The following is a 19023-nucleotide window of genomic DNA, read 5'->3' on the forward strand; positions in this document are numbered from 1 at the left end:
GTTTATTCCTTTATTCCTGCGGCACGGGCACGGGGGCCGCCAAAATATTCCTGCACCCAAGGATGGTCATATTGCTGTACTTCTTCAAGGGGTGCCGTGATCAGCATTTTTTTATCACCTAACACTGCGATCCTATCACAGACTCGCACAAGCGTATCCAAATCATGTGTTACAAGGAACACAGTTAGGCCAAGAGATTTACTCAGATTTTTCACGAGACCATCAAAAGCGGCAGCGCCAATTGGGTCAAGGCCAGCTGTGGGTTCATCCAGAAACAGGATTTCTGGATCAAGCGCCAAGGAGCGCGCAAGGGCTGCACGCTTTCGCATACCGCCTGACAAATCCGCGGGGAATTTATTTGCAGCATCAAGAGGCAACCCTGCCATCGAGATTTTGCTACTAGCCAAATCCTCCAGAAGGTTTTGCGAGAAATTATAGTGCTCTCGCATAGGAGCCATCACATTCTGAGCAACTGTAAGAGCAGAGAACAACGCACCATCCTGAAACAGCACACCCCAGTGCCTGCGTGAAAGTTGTGCTTCATCAGCAGTCATATAGTTCTGGTCAATGTCATTGATTTCAATCTGACCAGCCACCTGACGGTTAAGCCCAATGATTGTACGCAAAAGCACGGATTTACCAGCCCCTGACCCACCAACAACACCTAGGATCTCACCTCGTTTTACATCGAGATCAAGTCCCTTATGCACAACATGACTGCCAAAGGCATTCACAAGGCCGCGTACTCGGATAATCACATCATCTGTTTGAACTGTGTCATCCATAGCCTATTAAATCCCAACACTTGTGAAGAAAATTGCAAACAGCGCATCCAGCACAATCACAAGGAAAATAGAAGTAACAACGCTTTTCGTCGTGCGAGCTCCAAGTACATCTGCACTACTTGCCACCCTTAAACCCTGATAGCAGCCACAGGCGCTTATAACAGCCGCAAAAAATGGTGCTTTGATAATACCAACAATAAAATGTTCAAATTCAATAACGTCTCGGAAATACACGAGGAAATTCCCAGGTGATATATCGAGCTGTGCCCATGCCATCGCTATACCACCTGCAATTCCCATCATATCAGCATAAAAGGTAAGAAGCGGCAATGTAATCATAAGTGCCATCAAACGCGGAAGCACAAGAACATCAATGGGATTCATCCCCAACGTTTTCATTGCATCTACTTCTTCATGAAGTTTCATGGAACCAATTTGCGCTGTAAAAGCACTACCGGATCGGCCAGCAATGATAATGGAGGTCAAGAGCACTCCCATCTCGCGCAAATGAATAATTCCCAGCATATCAATGACAAAGACATCAGCTCCAAACTTTGCAAGCTGGATTGAGCCTTGGTTCACCATCACAGCACCGATAAGGAATGAAATAAGTCCCACGATCCCCATAGCCTTCACGCCAACGGCATCCATCTGGTGTACAAGCGGGATAAAGCGAATTCGGCCTGGGGCGAGAAGTGTACCAAAGAGCCTGATAAGCACGAGACCAATGAAGCTGATAAGACGCGTGATAGAAGCCGTTGCATTCATGAAGCCATGCCCAGCTTCAGCAACTGGTATCAAATACCACGGCAGTGTTTCAGGTTCTGTTTCCACTGGCGCAGGCTTTGCTGCAACCACATCTAACAGATGCTTATGCTCCGCTTTCACCCCTGTAAGCAGTGCGACACCCTTATCTTCAAACCGGGAAGCGAAACGTCGGATAAGAACGGCCCCGGTGGTATCAAGCTGCTCAAGGCCAGAGCAATCGATCACCACCTGATCACCCGCTTTCAAAAGCGTGTTAGACATATCGGCATCAATAGCAGCGGCATTATCAATAATCCATGCGCCAGAAAAATGCACAATGGAACTAGGTGTGCCGCTTTCAACACAGATAAATTCATTTCTGTGGATCGCCTCTGCCATATGCTCCCTGCTCTTGACATTAGTCCCCGCTATCCTCACATAGCGGGCGCAACCTTTAATCTGTTGCCATAATAGCTTATACAGAGAGTTGCCGAGTTTACGCTTAAAAACAAGCCCATAAGATTATTGTAAGACCAAAAAATGACACTTGATCCCCAAAACCCTTTGCATGCTTTTGCTCTGTGGACATCTACAGCAGATAGAAAATGGTCAGATCTAGCACTGGATCGTGCCCGTGACGCAATTACAGACACCGTCGCTGTGATGATCCCTGGCGCAAAAGAGCCTGTAACCAAGACAGTGCAAAAGCTAGCACAGAAATGGGGTAAAGGATCAATTAACACCGTTGGCTTCAAAGACAGCTTGTCTGCGCCAATGGCAGCTCTTCTGAATGGAACTGCTGCTCACGCGCTGGATTTTGATGATAACTTTGACCCGGCAAAGGCACATGCTTCCGCAGTTCTTGTACCTGCCCTGCTTGCAGTAGCGGATGAAATTGATGCAAACGGGCAAGACTTACTTGATGCCTACATCGTTGGCCTTCAGATCATTGGTTTGGTTGGTCAGGGTGTAAATCCATACCACCGCAGTCGGGGCTGGCACGCTACAGCTACAGTGGGCGCGGTTGGTTCGGCAGCAGGATGCGCGCGTCTCATGGGTCTTGACCCAGAAAAAACTGCGCACGCTATCTCCCTCGCCACAAGCATGGCAGGTGGGTTTATGAGCCAGTTTGGCACCATGACAAAACCACTCCACGCAGGTCTTGCGGCAGCGGGTGCCGTTCAAGCAGCGCAGTTTGCAGAAGCTGGTGTAACTGCAGGCAGTGAAACACTGCACGGTGAAAAAGGTATGGGTACACTGATGGTAGGCGCAGACGTAGAAGAACTACGCGCCTTTATGGCTGACAAAGATGAACACGGCCAAAAAGTGAAATTCCGTACTGAAAGCATTGGCGAGCCACTCCACATTGAGAAATATGGTTTGAAGCTCAAACGCTTCCCTAACTGCGGCAGTGTACACCGCTCTCTCGACGGTCTATTGGAACTGCGCAGTAAACATGGCTTCACAGAAAAAGATGTTGAAAATATTTTCGTACGTGCACCAGCGGCCCATCTCCGCAATCTTATGTACGAACGCCCGACAAACAGTATGGAAGCGAAATTCAGCTTGGAGTATGGTTTGACCGTTGGTCTACTAACTGGAAATGCAGGCCTCGCTGATTATATGGACGAAGTAGTAGAACGCCCGGAGGTAACAGCCCTTCTGCCACTCGTGAAAAAAGAATATGTGGAAAAACTGGAATCAGATTTTCCAACAGAAGTGCATGTGACTTTAAAATCCGGAGAAAAAGTTTCAACAAAGGTTGACATGCCAGTCGGTTCCAGCGCAAACCCTTTGTCAAATGCACAGCTTTGGGAAAAATTTCAGGCTTGTGTGAATGGTATCTTATCAGAACAACAAATTGGCGCTATAAGACACGAGCTTGAAGCAACGCGTGATAGTATGAAAGTGCGTTCGCTAACTGGTTTGTTAACTGGATAAAAATATATATAATGAGCCTCATAATATAGGCTCAGGGACAATACTATGGGTCAACAGCTTAAAGCCACTGCACTTATTCTTGCGGCAAGCCGCCGCGGACCTGCTGATGAAGTGGCAAAAATTCAAAACCTCAGTCACAAATGCCTTGTTGTCATTGATGGTATGGTAATGCTTGAACGCGTTGTACGCGAAATTAAAGCTGCCAAAGATATTGACCGCGTCTTCGTTTCCATTGAAAGCCGCGAACTGCTTGAATCAGTGCCTGCACTTAAAGAAATGCTGGATGCTGGTGAAATCCACTACCTGCCGAGTGAAGATAACCTTTTCCTTTCTGTAAAAGGCGCTGCGGAGACCATAGACAATCCTTGGCCGTTGGTGATTTCAACAGGCGACAACGCGCTGCACACATCAGAGATGGTTGACCATTTCACCGCTGAGATTGGTGCTGAAGCAATTGACAGTGCCGTAGCGATGACACCATCAGATGTAATCCTGAAAGCCTACCCAGACGGCAAGCGTGCATTCCACGAACTAAAAGATGGTGGTTGGTCTAGCTGTAATCTCTATGCTCTCATGAATGAAAAAGCACTCACTGCTGCCAAGGTATTTGAAGGCGGTGGCCAGTTTGGTAAACGTCCTAAGCGCATCATGGCAGCATTTGGCCTGTGGTTCATGATGCTTTATAAATTCCGCTGGGCAACTATTCACCAGCTTGCTGGCCTGCTTTCGCGCCGATGGAACATGAAGCTTCGTGTGGTACGCATGCCATTTGCCGATGCACCAATCGATGTAGACAATCCAGGTGATTTTGCACGCACAGAAGAGATTCTTCAATCTCGCCGTGCAGCGCAATAAGACCTAATCGCAAATGAATTCCCATAAGCCTGCCTTGGAACAAGGTAGGCTTATTTTGTTTGCGGCTCTTGCCTTGTATTTTTCCGAACGGTACAGTTAAGAAAAAAGGGATAGTCCATTGCGCGCAGATAGCACGACCACATTCAGAACTCTGTACCCAACAATTGAGCCATATTCTGTACAGCATTTAGCTGTGGATGGTGGGCATCAGATTTACGTGGAGCAATCCGGCAACCCAAACGGTATACCGATCCTGTTTGTGCACGGCGGCCCCGGTGGCGGCACAAGCGGTATTCAGCGCCGCTTCTTCAACCCGAAAAAATTCCGTATCATTTTGTTTGATCAACGGGGGTGCGGTAAAAGCCGCCCTCATGCTTCTCTGGAAAATAACACCAGCTGGGACTTGGTTGCCGATATGGAGGCCATTCGTAAGCATTTAGGCATTAATCGCTGGTCACTATTTGGTGGTTCATGGGGCAGCACCCTCGCACTGCTTTATGCGCAGGCATATCCCGCTCAAGTGGATAATCTTATCTTGCGCGGTATTTTCCTAATGCGCCAAAGAGAACTAGACTGGTTCTATCAAAACGGTACACGCTCTATCTTCCCCGAGGCTTGGGATCGTTTTGAACGCGTTATTCCAGAGGAAGAGCGCGGCGATATGATTACCGCATATTACAAACGCCTAACCGAAGTTGAATACACCGAAGACCAGTTAATTTTTGCGAAGGAATGGAGCCTTTGGGAAGGTAGCACAGTAACATTGATGCCTGATCATGAGCAGCGGTCCCATTCAATTGACCCGGTATTTGCATTAGCGTTTGCACGTATTGAAGCACACTATTTCAAACATAAAGGCTGGCTTGAAAGCGACGATCAGCTTCTAACGGACGCAAAGAAACTGATAAATATTCCCACGACAATTGTTCAAGGCCGTTACGACGCAATATGCCCACCGATCTCAGCTTGGGATCTATCAAAAGCAATGCCTTGGGCCAAACTGAAGATGGTACCCGTTGCAGGCCACTCTGCCTTTGAGCCGGCCATTCAACATGAGCTAATTTGCGCAACTGACGCTATTTAACTGAGTATCTGTAATGAAAAGTTTTCTACTCACGCTTCTTTCTAGTCTGTTTCTCTTTACGAGTGATCTAGCAGCTTTTGATGGTAATCATTCCCACGGCATTACAATCGACCAGCCATGGGCGCCGCATACCGGCAGGCGCACTATGTCTGCGGCGGTATATTTCAAAATCCACAACAACACACACCATGCTGACAAGCTGGTAGGTGTTGAAACTGATTTAGCTGAAATTGCAATGCTACATCGTTCTTATGAAGATGATGGCATCATGAAAATGGATCATGTAGAAGCACTTGAAATACCTGCAGGCGGGGACGCAGCGCTAGAACCCGGCTCTTATCACATCATGCTGATGCGCCTCGAGCAACCACTGAAACGCGGCGAGGTGTTCCCTCTCAGCCTTCAATTTGAAAAAGCAGGCACGGTGCAGGTTATCGTGGAAATCACTGGTGTTGGTGGGCCAAAGTAAAATTACTTGAGCCAACCAGCCAATTCTTTTTCTGTAACACTGTTGAGTACTTTCATACCAAGTGCGGTATCATTCAGGCACGGAATATAATGGAAGTGGGTACCGCCTGCTTCCAGAAACGTTTCCCGAAGCTCCATATTGATTTCCTCAAGTGTCTCAAGGCAATCTGAGCTAAAAGCTGGGGCCAGAACAGCAAGCTTCTTCACACCAGATTTTGCCAGCTCTTCAACCGTTTTATCTGTGTAAGGGCCCACCCATTTTGTTGGTCCAACACGAGACTGGAAACTGGTAACAAGCTTGTCTTGCTCAAGCTTCAACTTCTCAGAGAGCAATCGGCTGGTTTTCCGGCACTGGCAAGGGTAAGGATCACCCTTTTCAAAATACTCATTCGGGATCGAATGGTAACTAGCCAGAATATGCTCCGGCTCCCAATCAATCTCTCCCAAACTTTCATCAACTGTCCGCGCTAAAGCTTCTATATACCCGGTCTCATCATAATAAGCTGGTACCGTACGCACGGATGGCTGCCACCGCATGCTTTTCAGAACATCAAAGGCTTTATCATATGCTGTTGCTGTAGATGTTGCGCTATATTGAGGATAGAGAGCAAATAGAACAATCCGGTCGCACCCTTTTTCTTTCAGCGCCTGTAAACCTGTTTCAATAGAAGGCATACCATAGCGAAATGCCCATTCCACATGAAGGCTATCCCCGAAATGATCTTGCATCTTTTCCGCCTGAGACCGGGAATAGGTCCTGAGCGGCGATTCCATACGCTCATAATCCCAGATTTTAGCATAAGCTTTTGCAGATTTCATCGGCCGAAAAGTTAGTATTGGTCCATAAAGTACAGGTAACCACGCCAATTTCGGTACTTCAATCACTCGTGGATCAGACAAAAATTCAGCCAAATACTTCCGTACAGCACAGTATGTCGGCGCATCCGGTGTACCTAGGCTAATCAATAAAACGCCTATGTTTCCGTGATTTATCTGAGGATGTTCATTTTTCATATATTGGTCCTGACAGTCGGTGTTCCATTATATGGCGGAAAAGTCCGATCAGATCACCAATTTATTTATTTAAATTTACTATATCGCTTCATGAAATTTAAACCACCATAGCGATAATATTAAAACCAATGAAAAATGATGGCGTAGTGAAATGAAAAACGACAGTGAAATAACGCGAAAGGAGCTTCTAGAAGATCTGGACAGATCAATAGAAAAAGCACTGGATGCAAAACTCACAGATATTACAGGTGCCCTTCTCCGCTTGAAAGCAAGCACCGTAGGATGGTGTGATCAGCCTAACTGCGGCAAATGCCCTTTAGCGCCGCTACAATGTACATCAGGGCTTGAAGCCAAAGTTCAAGAACTCATTAATGAGCATCACGCCTTGAAACAGGATATTTCAAAAGTAGGAAAGCAAGTTTCTCAAAAACTCGCATCTGCTAATCCCCCTAAGAAGCTCAGCAAGTTTAATCTGAAAAAAGCCACAACCGGCTCAACTCAGCAAGAAACTATTACTGAGGTAGAAATGTTTACCGAATAATGCGCACGAGCATCGTTCCCGCTTCGCGGAACGGATCAGTTGCTCGGGCCAGTACTTTTCCTGCATGTGGCGCTATATAGCGCTTGTTTTCACTGCCAAATGCATCATACCCAATAGCAATTAATTGCCCCTTTTCTACATTCTCGAGCAAATCCACTTGCACGACCACAATACCACCATCTTCGGCATACACATTTGTATAATTGCCCCCAACAAATGAGGGAACTACTGGCTCAATAACCGACCCGGACAAAAATCCTTCCGCAACCATCAAGTTCTTAAGACCTAAAACAGCTCGTCTGATCATATCTGGCTGAAACACTTTTGGTGCGCCAAGTTCATAAGTTACGGCTGGCACACCCAATTTCATGAAAGTTGTTTCAAGAGTACCGCTCTGCCCTTCATCATTCTTGATAATATCCGGCATCAAGGCTTGTGCCATCTGTTTAACCTTGGCATTTCGCATATCCGCAAAAACGAAGAGTGGATATTCAGTACCTGTTGTCTGGGTATGAAGATCAACCACCATATCCGCGTTGTTCTTCAATAGGTTATGCCAAATGTTTCCTACATAGCGAGCCGCAGTACCACCACCTGTAAGTTTGCCAGGGAAACGCCGGTTCAAATCATCCTTCGCACCATTTGCAGCAGATGTAATAAAATGCCTGCTATTCCCAACAAGACCAGTTTGGTTGATACCCGGCACACTTATTATCGTACCTGCCAGAGTATCCGGATCAATATCTTCCATCAGCTTATGAAGAGCGCGAATGCCGTTTAATTCATCACCATGAACAGCTGCAGTAAGAAGAAGGGTCTTACCTGTTTTTTTACCTTTTATTACCTCCACAGGGACATGAATAGCAGCGCCTGCATTCTGCCTGCCTGCGAGAAAATAGAATCTGTGCCTGCCGGTTGGTAACTGTTTCGCTGCCAATCTAGTAATAATAGGCACACCACCAACAATATCGCCAGTAAGATCAACTCCCATCCCAGGCTGGGTGGTTGCTGCGGTTCCCAGGGAACTAAAACAACATATCAATATGACAGTGATCTTAAACAGGCTTTTCATAAAAATCCTTCATTTACAGTATGCTATACAGTATCAGATAACGGTAGAATTCCGCCATTCTGACAGCCTATCCATCACATTACCATAGAAATTGAAGCTTGCGTATGAGCCACCGATAGTGCCTAATAATTGTCTGGAATTTTAAAGGAACGGATATGGGCGCGCATTGCTGCCACAATGAAGTGAAATTCGACGGCATGGATAAAGCATATAAACGTATGCTAATTCTGGTAGCCGCGATCAATGGCTTCATGTTCCTTGTAGAAATGCCTATGGGTTTTATGGGGCAATCTCAAGCGCTCAAAGCAGATGCGCTGGACTTTCTCGGAGACACCCTTACATATCTGATCTCTTTTGCTGTTATTGGACAGGCTCTGGCGCTGCGTGCAAAAGCGGCCCTCGCTAAAGGCATCAGCTTATTATTGATGGGAATATGGGTTCTTGGCTCTACCATCTACACTGTTTTTTACCTTCAACAGCCAGCTGCCCTTATTATGGGTTCTGTTGGTTTGGCGGCTCTTGCAGCCAATTTGTTGAGTGTTGTGCTCCTAATGAAATACAAAGATGGTGATGCCAACGTTCGGTCCGTTTGGTTGTGCAGCCGGAACGATGCAATTGGTAATGTGATGGTACTAATAGCCGCCTCTGGCGTTTGGGCTACAAACACAGGGTGGCCAGATTTAATTGTTGCCGGCATCATGGCAACCTTATTTATTTCTGGTGCTTTCACCATTATTAAACAGGCCCGGGGCGAATTAGCCCATGCGGCAGAACATTCGCACTCCGCTGCTGAATAAGGATTTTTTATGGATAAGCCAACACCGGGCTTCTTCGGCACCAGACGGTTTTTGCCGCTGTTTATTACGCAATTCCTCGGCGCCTTTAACGATAATCTTTTTCGCTCAGCCATCATCATGCTTATCACCTTTGGCATGGCCGAACAGATTGGTACCGCCCCAGCAATCCTTAACAATGTAGCGATTGGGCTTTTCATCCTGCCCTATTTTATCTTCTCAGCACTTGCCGGACAGCTTGCGGATAAATATGAGAAATCAGGCCAGATTGTCTGGATTAAAATTTGGGAAGTACTGTTGATGCTGGTTGGCGCTTTAGGCTTCTATCTCGGTAGTTTGCCTATGTTAATTGCAGTACTGGCGGGTCTTGGCCTTCAATCAACATTCTTTGGCCCCATTAAATACAGCATTCTTCCTGAATTGATGAATCAAAAAGAGCTATTAAGTGCCAACGCGCTGATCGAGGCCGGAACCTTTATCGCCATTCTGCTTGGTACCATTATTGGCGGTTTGGTCGCCACAAGTGAAGGCGGGGTTTTGGGCGTCTCAGTTCTAACGATCATCGCAGCTCTTATCGGAGTGTTCTCAGGGAGGTTGGTGCCAAAAACAGTTCCAGCAGCACCTGACCTGAAAATCACCAAGAATGTTTTCGCATCCACACGTAACCAACTAAAAAAAGCGTGGTCTGTTGATATCAGCCGTTATTCCATCTTAGGCATCAGCTGGGTATGGATGTATGGCTCTCTGTATATTACCCAAATCCCGGTAGTCGCAAAAGACCACCTCCGAGGGGATGAAACAGTCGTCACTATATTCATGGCTTGTTTTACACTGGGTATAGGCCTTGGCTCTATGCTGTGCAGTAAAATGTTGAAAGGTTCAATTTCCGCACGGCTCGCTAAACCTGCTCTGCTTGGACTACTAGCTTTAGGAACAGCACTATACCTAGCTTTGCCAACCGTCAGTGAAAGCCAGAAGCTTTTGAACATAACAGAGTTTATGCAAGTACCTTTCAACTGGTTTATTCTAGCCTTGTTACTCTCGACCGCAGCACTCGCTGGCATGATCATTGTACCCATGTATGCTATTCTGCAAGATAGATCAGATACATCTGAACGGTCACGCATGATTGCAGCAAACAATATCGTAAACAGTGGATTTATGGCTGGTGGTTCAATAATTGCGACGATTATTGTTGCCGTAGGGTTAACGACCGCTGATGTGCTCTTAATACTCGCACTGGCAAACCTGCTACTTCTTCGCCCCGCGATAAAATTACATAAAATCCTTTAATTTTCTGCAGATACCCATAAAGTTAGTGATGAGGGTAGCCAGGGGTGGCAGCGAGGCAATGTACATTGTCGGAGAGAATGATTAGCGAACGGGGGTTCCTGCTCTTATGTACAATAAGAAATTAAGTCCGCTTAGAGAGAGCATCAGCCAGTTTTTCATACTAGCTTCGTTTGTCGTAGCACTCGTCTACGGTGGCCAGTGGTATCCACAGGAAGATTGGTGGCCTGTTATTACAAAAGGGGCAACCGTAAGCCTGATATCACTGTTTGTAATTGTTCGAATGCAAACTGTTAATCACTTCCTTCTATTCCTTGCGCTCATTGCGTCGGTCGCCGGTGATGTACTGCTTGCAATGCCTATTGAGAATAGTTTTATAAAAGGCCTTAGTGCGTTTCTCAGCGCTCATTTGATCTTCATTGGTTTATATTTAAAGAACAAACAAGCGTGGAGCGATATTTCCCGTCTGCGTAAACAGATTATGCTCGTTCTCTGGATCATTGCCGTTGCCTCTACAGCACTTTTATACCCCTATCTCGGCGACATGCTTATACCAGTTCTTGCATACACATTTGTTCTAACATCCATGGCAAGTGCCGCGTTAATGAGCCGTTTTTCGGCTATTCTTGTTGGTACAGGGGCTATTCTATTCCTCATTTCAGATGCTGTTCTGGGTGCTCGGCAATTCCTCAGTGTTCCTGAGTATTTTGGGCATATTGTTTGGGGGACATACTATTTTGCGCAACTGTTCATGACACTTGGCATCATGCTTACAGATGAACGTAGAACACATTATGGAGGTTATCGATTTGACTAACCGATCCTTTTCAGGTCAAAAGACTGTATATCAAGGATGCAAAGGTTATGATTATCGTGGACCAAGATAAAAAGAAACTTCAGAAAAAAGCTTCCACACTTGTTGAAGCACTCCCGTATCTTAAAAAATATGCAGGCGATATCTTCGTTATTAAATACGGTGGCCATGCAATGGGAGATGATACTCTGGCCCGACAATTCGCCGAAGATATCACTCTTCTAAAGCAAGTTGGTATCCACCCGGTAATCATCCACGGTGGTGGCCCACAAATTGGAAAGATGCTGGAACGCCTCTCAATCAAAACTGAATTTATTGATGGTCTTCGTGTCACCTGCAAGGCAACAATTGAGGTTGCTGAGATGGTATTATGCGGTTCTATCTGTAAATCTATCGTCGGTGATATTCAAGCCGCTGGTGGTCGTGCTATTGGCCTTTCAGGCAAAGATGACGGCATGGTTATGGCCCGCAAGATGGAGCGGAAGAAAGCCGATCCAGATTCGAATATCGAAAAGGTAATTGATCTTGGTTTTGTTGGTGACCCTATTGAAATCAACACACGCATTGTTGAACAGGCAATTGAGGGCGGCGTGATCCCAGTAATTTCACCAATCGCTGCAGGTCTTGATGAACACACATATAATGTAAATGCAGACACCATGGCCGGCGCTATCGCAGGCGCACTTGATGCTCGCCGTTTCTTCCTTCTTACTGATGTTCCAGGCGTACTGAATAAAGACGGGGAAATGCTTACAGAGTTGGACCGTGAGGAAATCAATGCACTCGTTGAAGAAGGCACCATTTCAGGCGGCATGCTGCCCAAAGTCGAGACATGCCTGAAAGCGGCTGAAAAAGGTGTAAACGGTGCCGTTATTCTGGATGGCCGTGTGAAACATGCCATCCTTCTCGAGATTTTCACTGAACGCGGCGCGGGTACCCTGATCAGAGCTTAATCAGCTCTGATCAATAAAGTAGCTAAGATGCCACTCAAGTTCGTCCTTACCGATAGGATATTTATCGCCATCTTTACCACTTAGAAGCTGCGCGGTAGGAACAAGGGCGAACTTGGTCTGCAGTTCATAGGCTGTTCGCATTTTCAGTTCAGCTCGCCACGCAAGTGCCGTAACAGCACGGCCGCTTTTTGAATGAATGATCTGCCTGATTGTCATGGCAGGCAAATCAGCCATAACAGCTAAACACTGGATCAGAAGTTCGCGGCGATTTTCGTTAACCTGTTCTATAACGAATTTATCATTCAACATGCCGCGGCTATAATAATCCTGTGCGGTTTTAGCTAGATTTGCCTCTTCACTTTCACCAACGCGTTCATTTTCAATGCGTTCTCGAACCCGATCAAGCAATTCTTCTGCCTGTGTTTCATCAAGCTCTGACTGTTCCATCATTGAATGGACAAGCGCAGATGCTACAAATCCAGCGATGCGTTTCATTGCTCTGATAGAAAGCTGTGGTCTTAGTGCAAGAGGCTTGTGCAGGTCCTCAACCGATTCCGCCTGTGAGATAATCTGATCAAGCGTGTCTTCCCGAATTTGCGCATTTTTGTTGGTAAGCAATGCCGCGATAGCTGGGATTTCCAAACTCGCTGCAATATCATCCGCGACAACTTCAGAAACAAATTCACGGTTAGCAATTGCCTCAAGCGCAGTACCTGTTGCACCTGCAGCTATAATTTCCCGCAAATCATCATCATTAAGCATTGGGGAATATTGAAGGATCGGCCCACAAACAATGGCTTCCATATCCCTAGCAAGCTTGTCCACAACATGCTTTGGTACATTGGTCGCAGATTTAATTTCCTCAGCAATAACAGCACGCACCTTAGGTAACTGATCCTGCGCCAATTCCTCCATAACTTTGATGGTTTTCTCTTGGAGCGCCGTACGTTCACCACTTTCAAGCCCTGGAACAATGCGGCCAATTTTGCGAGCTAGTTCTTCACGTACTTCTTCATCGTCATCATTCTGAAGAATTTCGTCTGCCTGCACGGGTGCAGAAGGGTTTTGCGCAATTAATTTGCGAACCTCTGGCGATTTATCTTCCGCCAGATAATAAAGCACCTCTGGACGTGCATCTTTTCTCGAAGCCAGTAGCAAACGTTCCTGATCGCTCCCCTGCTCGAGGATTTTTTCCTCATCTGCCTTGGAGAGTTTTTCTGGTAGTTTCTTTTGCCCACCAAGCATGGATTTTAATTTATCTAACATAGTATGCCCCTACGCCTCTTCTGGCGCCCCCGCAAATGCAATGTCATTTTTACCGGTTTTCTTAACATCATATAGAGCGGCATCAGCACGTGCTGCCAAAACATCAAAGGCTAAATCAACACCAGGCACTGACTTGCAAATGCCAATAGATGCACCAAGCCTTAGATGCGCTCCATTAATTTTCTCTCGGATTGATGGCATATAATCGATCAACTCACGGGCTTTCACCGCGGCTGTTTCCTCATCAACATCCTCAATCCAGAGAACAAATTCATCTCCACCCATTCGACCTGCCAAATCACATGGCCTGATGATGGACTGCATTTTCTCAGCCACCAAACAGATGGCATCATCCCCGGCATTATGACCGAGGGTATCATTCACTTCTTTAAAGTGATCAAGATCAATAAACACCATGCAACCAGACTGCTTGGTTCTCGATTGGTGTTTTAGCCGTGCTTCCACGCCTTCCCGCATCGCTCTGCGGTTTAGAAGATCAGTTAACTCATCTTTGCTGGACAGGCGATATAAGCGGTCAATCAGCTTTGCCTTACCAAACGCTGCGGTCAGAACATCAGCGATATCCGCCAGCAGTTCTTTTTCAAGATCAGACCATGGGCTAATCGTTGTATCGCGGCTGATAATTACCATACCCACATCTTCACCAGCGCTCTCTAGCTGGATAACAAGATGGCCACGGCTATCAATATTGATTTCGTGCACACCGCTATCCGCGCCCGAAAGGCTTTCCCAGATACTATCCAGATCAAGTTCTTCATCTAGATCACCGCAAATGGAAGCAGGCACCAAGCCTTCTTTATATTTCTTGAGCACTGACCATACGAGATCAGCTCTCATCACCTGAATAAGTTCTTTGGATGCGTTATCAAGCAGGTCTTGTGAGTTCTCAGTGCTGTTCAGGATTTGTGTGATCCGCTGTTGCACTGAAAGCCGTAGATTATCCAATCTTGTCTTGCGCTCGGCTTCGATCCGCTCTGTTACATCCCGGCACGAACCGCGCACAGCAACTATTTTACCCTCTTCATCGATCACAGGTTCAACCGCGAAAGAGGCATAACGTTTGATACCTGCAATTTCCGTAGAAACGCCATCCATATGTTTTTGAACTTGCTGGGTAAAAGGGCTACGGCCCGGCGCATTGTCCTTTGGCCAAAATACTGAATGAGCATCCTTACCGATCCAGCTTTCAGTTTTTTCGCCAAAGGCAACAGCCGGGGAAACAAACTTAAACCGACCAAGTGGGTCAACCTCAAAGGAAAAATCAACCGCTGAATCAAGAAGCCCCTTAAGCATCGCCCGGCTTTCAATAAGCGCCTCTGTCATTTGATCAGCTAAGGTTGTTTCGCGCGCTACAAAAAACGCCCCGCCTTCATAGGGCGTTACAACAATCCAGCATTTGATATGACGTTCATCAGCCAGCCTGAACTCCTGAGGCTCCTGTGAGACACTAACCTGCTCATAGGCATCAAGAAAGGCCGGATACCCTTCTTCCCAAAGACTAACAAGGCTTTCAGACGTGTCTGACTGGGCAACAAGCGCCTTACGCTTATCCACATAAATGGCACAAATGTCGCTTTCATCCAGCACCAATTTTGATCGCCCTAAACTCTTGAACAAACTCACTATGTTCACCAATCCCCATCAGAAAATAACAATAGTTTGACACTAAATTATAAATTGTCACTGTATCGTTAACTTTCTTGCTATAGATTAAATAAAAATGAAGACAGTTACGGATACACATGCTGAATTATAATAAAGTCGAATTTCATCCCACCCTTTCCGATAACAGAGACACGTGGGTGTTTGATTTAGACAACACTCTTTATGCCGCAGAATGTAACCTCTTTGATCAGGTTGACCAGAAAATCAGTGATTTCGTGCAGAACTTTCTGGGCATTGAACGTGAAGAAGCTCGGAAAATTCAGAAACAATATCTACTGGAAAACGGTACGACACTAAATGGGTTGATGACCCACCATAACGTAGACCCGGAAGAATATCTTTCGTTCGTACATGATATTGATTTCAGTCCCATCGAGCGTGATGAGAAACTAATATCTGCCATTCAAGAACTTGATGGCCGCAAACTGGTTTTTACAAATGCAGACAAACCTTACGCCACCAACATTATGAAGCGGCTCGGCATTCATGATCTATTTGAAGATATCTTCGGCATAGTAGAGGGTGACCTGAAACCAAAGCCTGACATGGCTGTATATGAAAAGTTCGTCAAAACCTATGATTTTGACCCTAATAAAGCTGTTATGTTCGAAGACATGGTCAGAAACCTCAAACCAGCCCACCAATTAGGTATGGGCACTGTATGGATTAATACAGGCAGTGTGTGGGGCGAAGCTGATTATGATGCTGATATCGTACACGCAGAAACCAATAATCTTGCCACATGGCTGCATGCATACCTAAACCGCTAAGCCTTTTATTAAGCGATACGCAAGTTATTCTATTGCTCACATTATGCTGAGCCAATTGACTCAAACAAAGTGAACGTTATTGTTCATCAAAATTTTGATGAACAAATTGGAATAGAATTCCAAGACTAACCCAATGGGAAGCCACATGAGTTACGCTGATTTAGAAAACACCATCTCAAATGCTTTCGAAGCGCGCGATACAATTAACGGTCAGACAACCGGCGAAGTACGCGATGCAGTGAATGAAGCTCTTAATCTTCTGGATAGCGGTAAAGCCCGCGTTGCATCCAAAGAAGGCGGCGAATGGAAAGTGCATCAGTGGCTCAAGAAAGCAGTACTACTTTCATTCCGCCTGAACGATATGGAAATGATCGCTGGCGGCCCTGGTGAAAATACTAATTGGTGGGACAAAGTACCAAGCAAATTTGAAGGCTGGAGTGCTGATGACTTCGCAGCATCTGGTTTCCGTGCAGTGCCGGGAGCAATCGTACGTAAATCAGCACATATCTCCAAAGGCGCTGTACTTATGCCATCTTTCGTGAACCTTGGTGCTTTTGTTGGTGAAGGCACAATGGTTGATACATGGACAACGGTTGGCTCCTGCGCACAAATTGGTGCAAACGTTCACCTTTCAGGCGGCGTAGGCATTGGCGGAGTACTTGAACCACTTCAAGCTGGCCCGGTTATCATTGAAGATAACTGTTTCATTGGTGCACGTAGTGAAATCGCTGAAGGTGTTGTTGTAGAAGAAGGCGCCGTTGTTTCCATGGGCGTTTACATCGGCGCTTCCACCAAAATCGTTGACCGCGAAACCGGCGAAGTATTCATGGGCCGTGTACCGGCATACAGTGTAGTTGTACCGGGTACACTTCCGGGCAAACCACTACCAGACGGCACACCTGGCCCGAACCTATATTGTGCTGTTATCGTGAAGCGTGTTGACGAACGTACACGTTCTAAAACTTCCATCAACGAGCTACTAAGAGACTAATATCGCATGGCAATTGTTGACGCACTTGAACTTTCTCAAGCCCTGATCCGCCACGAAAGTGTAACACCTGATAAAGGTGATGCACTTGATACGCTAGCCTATCACCTTGAGAAAATGGGTTTTGCTTGCCACAAGATGGTGTTTGAAGAAGAAGGGACAGATCCTGTCCCTAACCTTTACGCACGCCTTGGCACAAGTTCACCCAACTTCTGCTTTGCAGGCCACACAGATGTAGTGCCTGTTGGAGCTGCAAACCGCTGGAGCGTTGACCCATTCGCGGCAGAAGTGAAAGACGGGCAGTTATGGGGCCGTGGTGCTTCAGACATGAAAGCTGCCATCGCTTCTTTCGTCTCTGCAGTTAGCCGCTTCCTTGATAAGAACAACGGAGAGTTCAGAGGCTCTCTCTCTCTTCTTATTACCGGAGATGAGGAAGGCCCTGCAGTGAACGGTACCACCAAGGTGCTCGACTGGATGGAAGAGCGCGGCGAGAAGATTGATCTTTGTCTTGTTGGCGAACCAACAAACCCGCAAGAACTTGGGCAGATGATCAAAGTTGGCCGCCGTGGTAGCCTCCACGGCATGATCACGGTTGACGGTACACAAGGTCATGTTGCTTATCCGAATGTTGCTCATAACCCGATCCCGGACATGGTGAAGGTTCTGGCAGAACTGAATAAGGAACCACTCGATGCTGGAAACGAACGTTTCCAACCATCAAACCTAGAAATCGTAAACGTGCATGTGGGCAACGAAAGCCATAATGTTATCCCGGCAGAGGCGCATGCGCGCTTTAATGTACGCTTTAACAATGAATTTACACCTGAAAGCCTGCAAGAGGAACTCATCCGCCGTATGGATCGTGCTGGTGTAGGTTATAAGATTGACTGGTGGCTATCTGGCGACAGTTTCCTTACACCAGAGTGCTCATTATCCACAGCTGTCGCAGATGCTGCTGAAAAGCACACAGGTCGCAGGCCTGAACTTTCGACAACAGGCGGCACGTCAGATGCACGTTTCATTAAAAACATGTGTCCCGTAGTGGAATTTGGCCTCGTGGGCGCAACAATGCATAAAATTGATGAACATGTTGCTGTAAGTGATATTGAGACGATCACTGATATCTATGAAGATGTGATTAACACATTGGTAAAATAAGTCAGTTTGCTCGAATCAAATTTTCCGATTCGGGCAAACTTTTAAGTACTTTTCCCACAAACTTATCCACAGGCCATACTTTCTTCGAAAAAATTTATTTTTCAACATTCGATGTAATTTTAAGAATGGAAAATATTGAATTTTAGAAATATTATTACCATCTTAACCATAAGATTTGTAATCTTTAATTGTGTACAATCCTGTATAACGATAAGATAACAACTATAAAGAACAACGAATTTCTCAATATCAATAATTTTCCACAGACAATTAACAAGCGATCTATCTTGTTTCATGCATCGTTATAAAAACATCATATTAAAGAGAAAATAAATCTAAATAATTGTATAAAAATAGCATTTTTTAGCAAACTTTCTATTTCCTGACATTTGAGTCAAATGCTTAAACCCACATTTTCTGTTATAGTATTTTTGGGACGGGTTAGGGTTAGAAACATAAGGAGGTCTTTTATGGGACAGACTTATCGGATCGACCTGATAGACCGAAGTAAGAGAAAATATTCTCTCGGGTCGGTAACAAAGGAAAGCGTAAAATGCTCCGCAAGACTTGGCGGTCAGGTTTGCGTTAACGGTGCTCTTCAAGCCGCACCTGTAGATAAGCAAGTTTATCTGAAAACGGCATCTACACACGGCGACATCATGAAACTCTCCATTTCTGATGATGAAGAAACTTTCCTTGGTAATTTTTGCCTTTCATTTTTTGATCCACAATCGCAGCGCGCCATTTTCCGGTCCGTTGGCGGTGTGAACATTCTTCATGAAGCATAATTACATCAA

General features: G+C 45.9%; 19 protein-coding genes. 13 read left to right on the top strand and 6 right to left on the bottom strand.

Annotated elements, in window-relative coordinates:
- Window positions 1–2: 2 nt before the first annotated feature.
- Together MF542_RS06880 and MF542_RS06885 are read right to left on the bottom strand one after the other, a co-directional pair.
- Entirely contained in the window at window positions 3–785 is a 783-nt protein-coding gene (locus tag MF542_RS06880; RefSeq protein ID WP_247017338.1) for an ABC transporter ATP-binding protein, read from the bottom strand.
- Between the two features lie 6 nt (window positions 786–791).
- Window positions 792–1931, bottom strand: coding sequence for an ABC transporter permease (locus tag MF542_RS06885; RefSeq protein WP_247017340.1), 1140 nt, complete (start codon window positions 1929–1931; stop codon window positions 792–794).
- Between the two features lie 141 nt (window positions 1932–2072).
- Here MF542_RS06885 and MF542_RS06890 point away from each other — a divergent pair, with 141 nt between their 5' ends.
- From MF542_RS06890 to MF542_RS06905, 4 genes are all read left to right on the top strand, one after another.
- Window positions 2073–3473, top strand: coding sequence for an MmgE/PrpD family protein (locus MF542_RS06890; RefSeq protein ID WP_247017342.1), 1401 nt, complete (start codon window positions 2073–2075; stop codon window positions 3471–3473).
- A 45-nt stretch (window positions 3474–3518) separates the two neighbouring features.
- Complete coding sequence (locus MF542_RS06895) at window positions 3519–4328, top strand: NTP transferase domain-containing protein (RefSeq protein WP_247017344.1); 810 nt, start codon at window positions 3519–3521, stop codon at window positions 4326–4328.
- Between the two features lie 118 nt (window positions 4329–4446).
- Window positions 4447–5412 (top strand): prolyl aminopeptidase, encoded by a 966-nt coding sequence (pip, locus tag MF542_RS06900; protein ID WP_247017346.1) that lies wholly within the window; start codon window positions 4447–4449, stop codon window positions 5410–5412.
- Between the two features lie 13 nt (window positions 5413–5425).
- Entirely contained in the window at window positions 5426–5881 is a 456-nt protein-coding gene (locus MF542_RS06905; RefSeq protein WP_247017348.1) for a copper chaperone PCu(A)C, read from the top strand.
- A 2-nt stretch (window positions 5882–5883) separates the two neighbouring features.
- Here MF542_RS06905 and hemH read toward each other — a convergent pair whose 3' ends face one another.
- The gene (gene hemH, locus MF542_RS06910; RefSeq protein WP_247017350.1) at window positions 5884–6894 is read right to left on the bottom strand and encodes a ferrochelatase; all 1011 of its coding nucleotides are present in this window, start codon (window positions 6892–6894) and stop codon (window positions 5884–5886) included.
- Window positions 6895–7045: 151 nt separating this feature from the next.
- Between hemH and MF542_RS06915 the strand changes: the two genes are divergently transcribed.
- Window positions 7046–7435, top strand: coding sequence for a hypothetical protein (locus MF542_RS06915; protein ID WP_247017352.1), 390 nt, complete (start codon window positions 7046–7048; stop codon window positions 7433–7435).
- On the opposite strand, the gene MF542_RS06920 is transcribed toward MF542_RS06915, so the two are convergent.
- Window positions 7425–8507 (bottom strand): succinylglutamate desuccinylase/aspartoacylase family protein, encoded by a 1083-nt coding sequence (locus MF542_RS06920; RefSeq protein ID WP_247017354.1) that lies wholly within the window; start codon window positions 8505–8507, stop codon window positions 7425–7427. The genes MF542_RS06915 and MF542_RS06920 overlap by 11 nt on opposite strands.
- A 155-nt stretch (window positions 8508–8662) precedes the next feature.
- Here MF542_RS06920 and MF542_RS06925 point away from each other — a divergent pair, with 155 nt between their 5' ends.
- The 4 genes from MF542_RS06925 (at window position 8663) to argB (ending at window position 12358) form a co-directional block, all read left to right on the top strand.
- Window positions 8663–9304, top strand: coding sequence for a cation efflux transmembrane domain-containing protein (locus MF542_RS06925; protein WP_247017356.1), 642 nt, complete (start codon window positions 8663–8665; stop codon window positions 9302–9304).
- Between the two features lie 9 nt (window positions 9305–9313).
- Window positions 9314–10594 (top strand): MFS transporter, encoded by a 1281-nt coding sequence (locus MF542_RS06930; protein WP_247017358.1) that lies wholly within the window; start codon window positions 9314–9316, stop codon window positions 10592–10594.
- A 106-nt stretch (window positions 10595–10700) separates the two neighbouring features.
- Window positions 10701–11408 carry a lysoplasmalogenase gene (locus MF542_RS06935; protein ID WP_247017360.1) on the top strand — a complete coding sequence of 236 codons (708 nt, stop codon included), beginning with the start codon at window positions 10701–10703 and terminating at the stop codon, window positions 11406–11408.
- Between the two features lie 47 nt (window positions 11409–11455).
- Window positions 11456–12358, top strand: coding sequence for an acetylglutamate kinase (argB, locus tag MF542_RS06940; protein ID WP_247017362.1), 903 nt, complete (start codon window positions 11456–11458; stop codon window positions 12356–12358).
- On the opposite strand, the gene MF542_RS06945 is transcribed toward argB, so the two are convergent.
- On the bottom strand, window positions 12359–13624 hold the full coding sequence (locus MF542_RS06945; RefSeq protein ID WP_247017364.1) for a DUF2336 domain-containing protein: 1266 nt from the start codon (window positions 13622–13624) through the stop codon (window positions 12359–12361).
- A 9-nt stretch (window positions 13625–13633) separates the two neighbouring features.
- Window positions 13634–15268 carry a sensor domain-containing diguanylate cyclase gene (locus MF542_RS06950; RefSeq protein WP_247017366.1) on the bottom strand — a complete coding sequence of 545 codons (1635 nt, stop codon included), beginning with the start codon at window positions 15266–15268 and terminating at the stop codon, window positions 13634–13636.
- Window positions 15269–15447: 179 nt separating this feature from the next.
- Between MF542_RS06950 and MF542_RS06955 the strand changes: the two genes are divergently transcribed.
- The 4 genes from MF542_RS06955 to MF542_RS06970 all read left to right on the top strand — a co-directional run bounded on the left by MF542_RS06955 (window position 15448) and on the right by MF542_RS06970 (window position 19014).
- Window positions 15448–16080 carry a pyrimidine 5'-nucleotidase gene (locus MF542_RS06955; RefSeq protein WP_247017368.1) on the top strand — a complete coding sequence of 211 codons (633 nt, stop codon included), beginning with the start codon at window positions 15448–15450 and terminating at the stop codon, window positions 16078–16080.
- A 145-nt stretch (window positions 16081–16225) separates the two neighbouring features.
- A complete protein-coding gene (gene dapD / locus MF542_RS06960) occupies window positions 16226–17071 on the top strand; it encodes a 2,3,4,5-tetrahydropyridine-2,6-dicarboxylate N-succinyltransferase (RefSeq protein ID WP_247017370.1) in 846 nt (281 codons plus the stop codon).
- A 6-nt stretch (window positions 17072–17077) separates the two neighbouring features.
- Entirely contained in the window at window positions 17078–18226 is a 1149-nt protein-coding gene (gene dapE / locus MF542_RS06965) for a succinyl-diaminopimelate desuccinylase (RefSeq protein ID WP_247017372.1), read from the top strand.
- Between the two features lie 470 nt (window positions 18227–18696).
- Entirely contained in the window at window positions 18697–19014 is a 318-nt protein-coding gene (locus MF542_RS06970; protein ID WP_247017374.1) for a hypothetical protein, read from the top strand.
- Window positions 19015–19023 lie beyond the last annotated feature (9 nt).

The organism is Kordiimonas laminariae (genome assembly GCF_023008165.1).
GTDB classification, from domain to species: Bacteria; Pseudomonadota; Alphaproteobacteria; order Sphingomonadales; family Kordiimonadaceae; genus Kordiimonas; species Kordiimonas laminariae.

What these genes read in the sequence shown, in the direction of transcription:
- MF542_RS06880 (WP_247017338.1), bottom strand. Translation starts at nt 785, where the DNA reads ATGGATGACACAGTTCAAACAGATGATGTGATTATCCGAGTACGCGGC.
- MF542_RS06885 (WP_247017340.1), bottom strand. Translation starts at nt 1,931, where the DNA reads ATGGCAGAGGCGATCCACAGAAATGAATTTATCTGTGTTGAAAGCGGC.
- MF542_RS06890 (WP_247017342.1), top strand. Translation starts at nt 2,073, where the DNA reads ATGACACTTGATCCCCAAAACCCTTTGCATGCTTTTGCTCTGTGGACA.
- MF542_RS06895 (WP_247017344.1), top strand. Translation starts at nt 3,519, where the DNA reads ATGGGTCAACAGCTTAAAGCCACTGCACTTATTCTTGCGGCAAGCCGC.
- MF542_RS06905 (WP_247017348.1), top strand. Translation starts at nt 5,426, where the DNA reads ATGAAAAGTTTTCTACTCACGCTTCTTTCTAGTCTGTTTCTCTTTACG.
- hemH (WP_247017350.1), bottom strand. Translation starts at nt 6,894, where the DNA reads ATGAAAAATGAACATCCTCAGATAAATCACGGAAACATAGGCGTTTTA.
- MF542_RS06915 (WP_247017352.1), top strand. Translation starts at nt 7,046, where the DNA reads ATGAAAAACGACAGTGAAATAACGCGAAAGGAGCTTCTAGAAGATCTG.
- MF542_RS06920 (WP_247017354.1), bottom strand. Translation starts at nt 8,507, where the DNA reads ATGAAAAGCCTGTTTAAGATCACTGTCATATTGATATGTTGTTTTAGT.
- MF542_RS06925 (WP_247017356.1), top strand. Translation starts at nt 8,663, where the DNA reads ATGGGCGCGCATTGCTGCCACAATGAAGTGAAATTCGACGGCATGGAT.
- MF542_RS06930 (WP_247017358.1), top strand. Translation starts at nt 9,314, where the DNA reads ATGGATAAGCCAACACCGGGCTTCTTCGGCACCAGACGGTTTTTGCCG.
- MF542_RS06935 (WP_247017360.1), top strand. Translation starts at nt 10,701, where the DNA reads ATGTACAATAAGAAATTAAGTCCGCTTAGAGAGAGCATCAGCCAGTTT.
- argB (WP_247017362.1), top strand. Translation starts at nt 11,456, where the DNA reads ATGATTATCGTGGACCAAGATAAAAAGAAACTTCAGAAAAAAGCTTCC.
- MF542_RS06945 (WP_247017364.1), bottom strand. Translation starts at nt 13,624, where the DNA reads ATGTTAGATAAATTAAAATCCATGCTTGGTGGGCAAAAGAAACTACCA.
- dapD (WP_247017370.1), top strand. Translation starts at nt 16,226, where the DNA reads ATGAGTTACGCTGATTTAGAAAACACCATCTCAAATGCTTTCGAAGCG.
- dapE (WP_247017372.1), top strand. Translation starts at nt 17,078, where the DNA reads ATGGCAATTGTTGACGCACTTGAACTTTCTCAAGCCCTGATCCGCCAC.
- MF542_RS06970 (WP_247017374.1), top strand. Translation starts at nt 18,697, where the DNA reads ATGGGACAGACTTATCGGATCGACCTGATAGACCGAAGTAAGAGAAAA.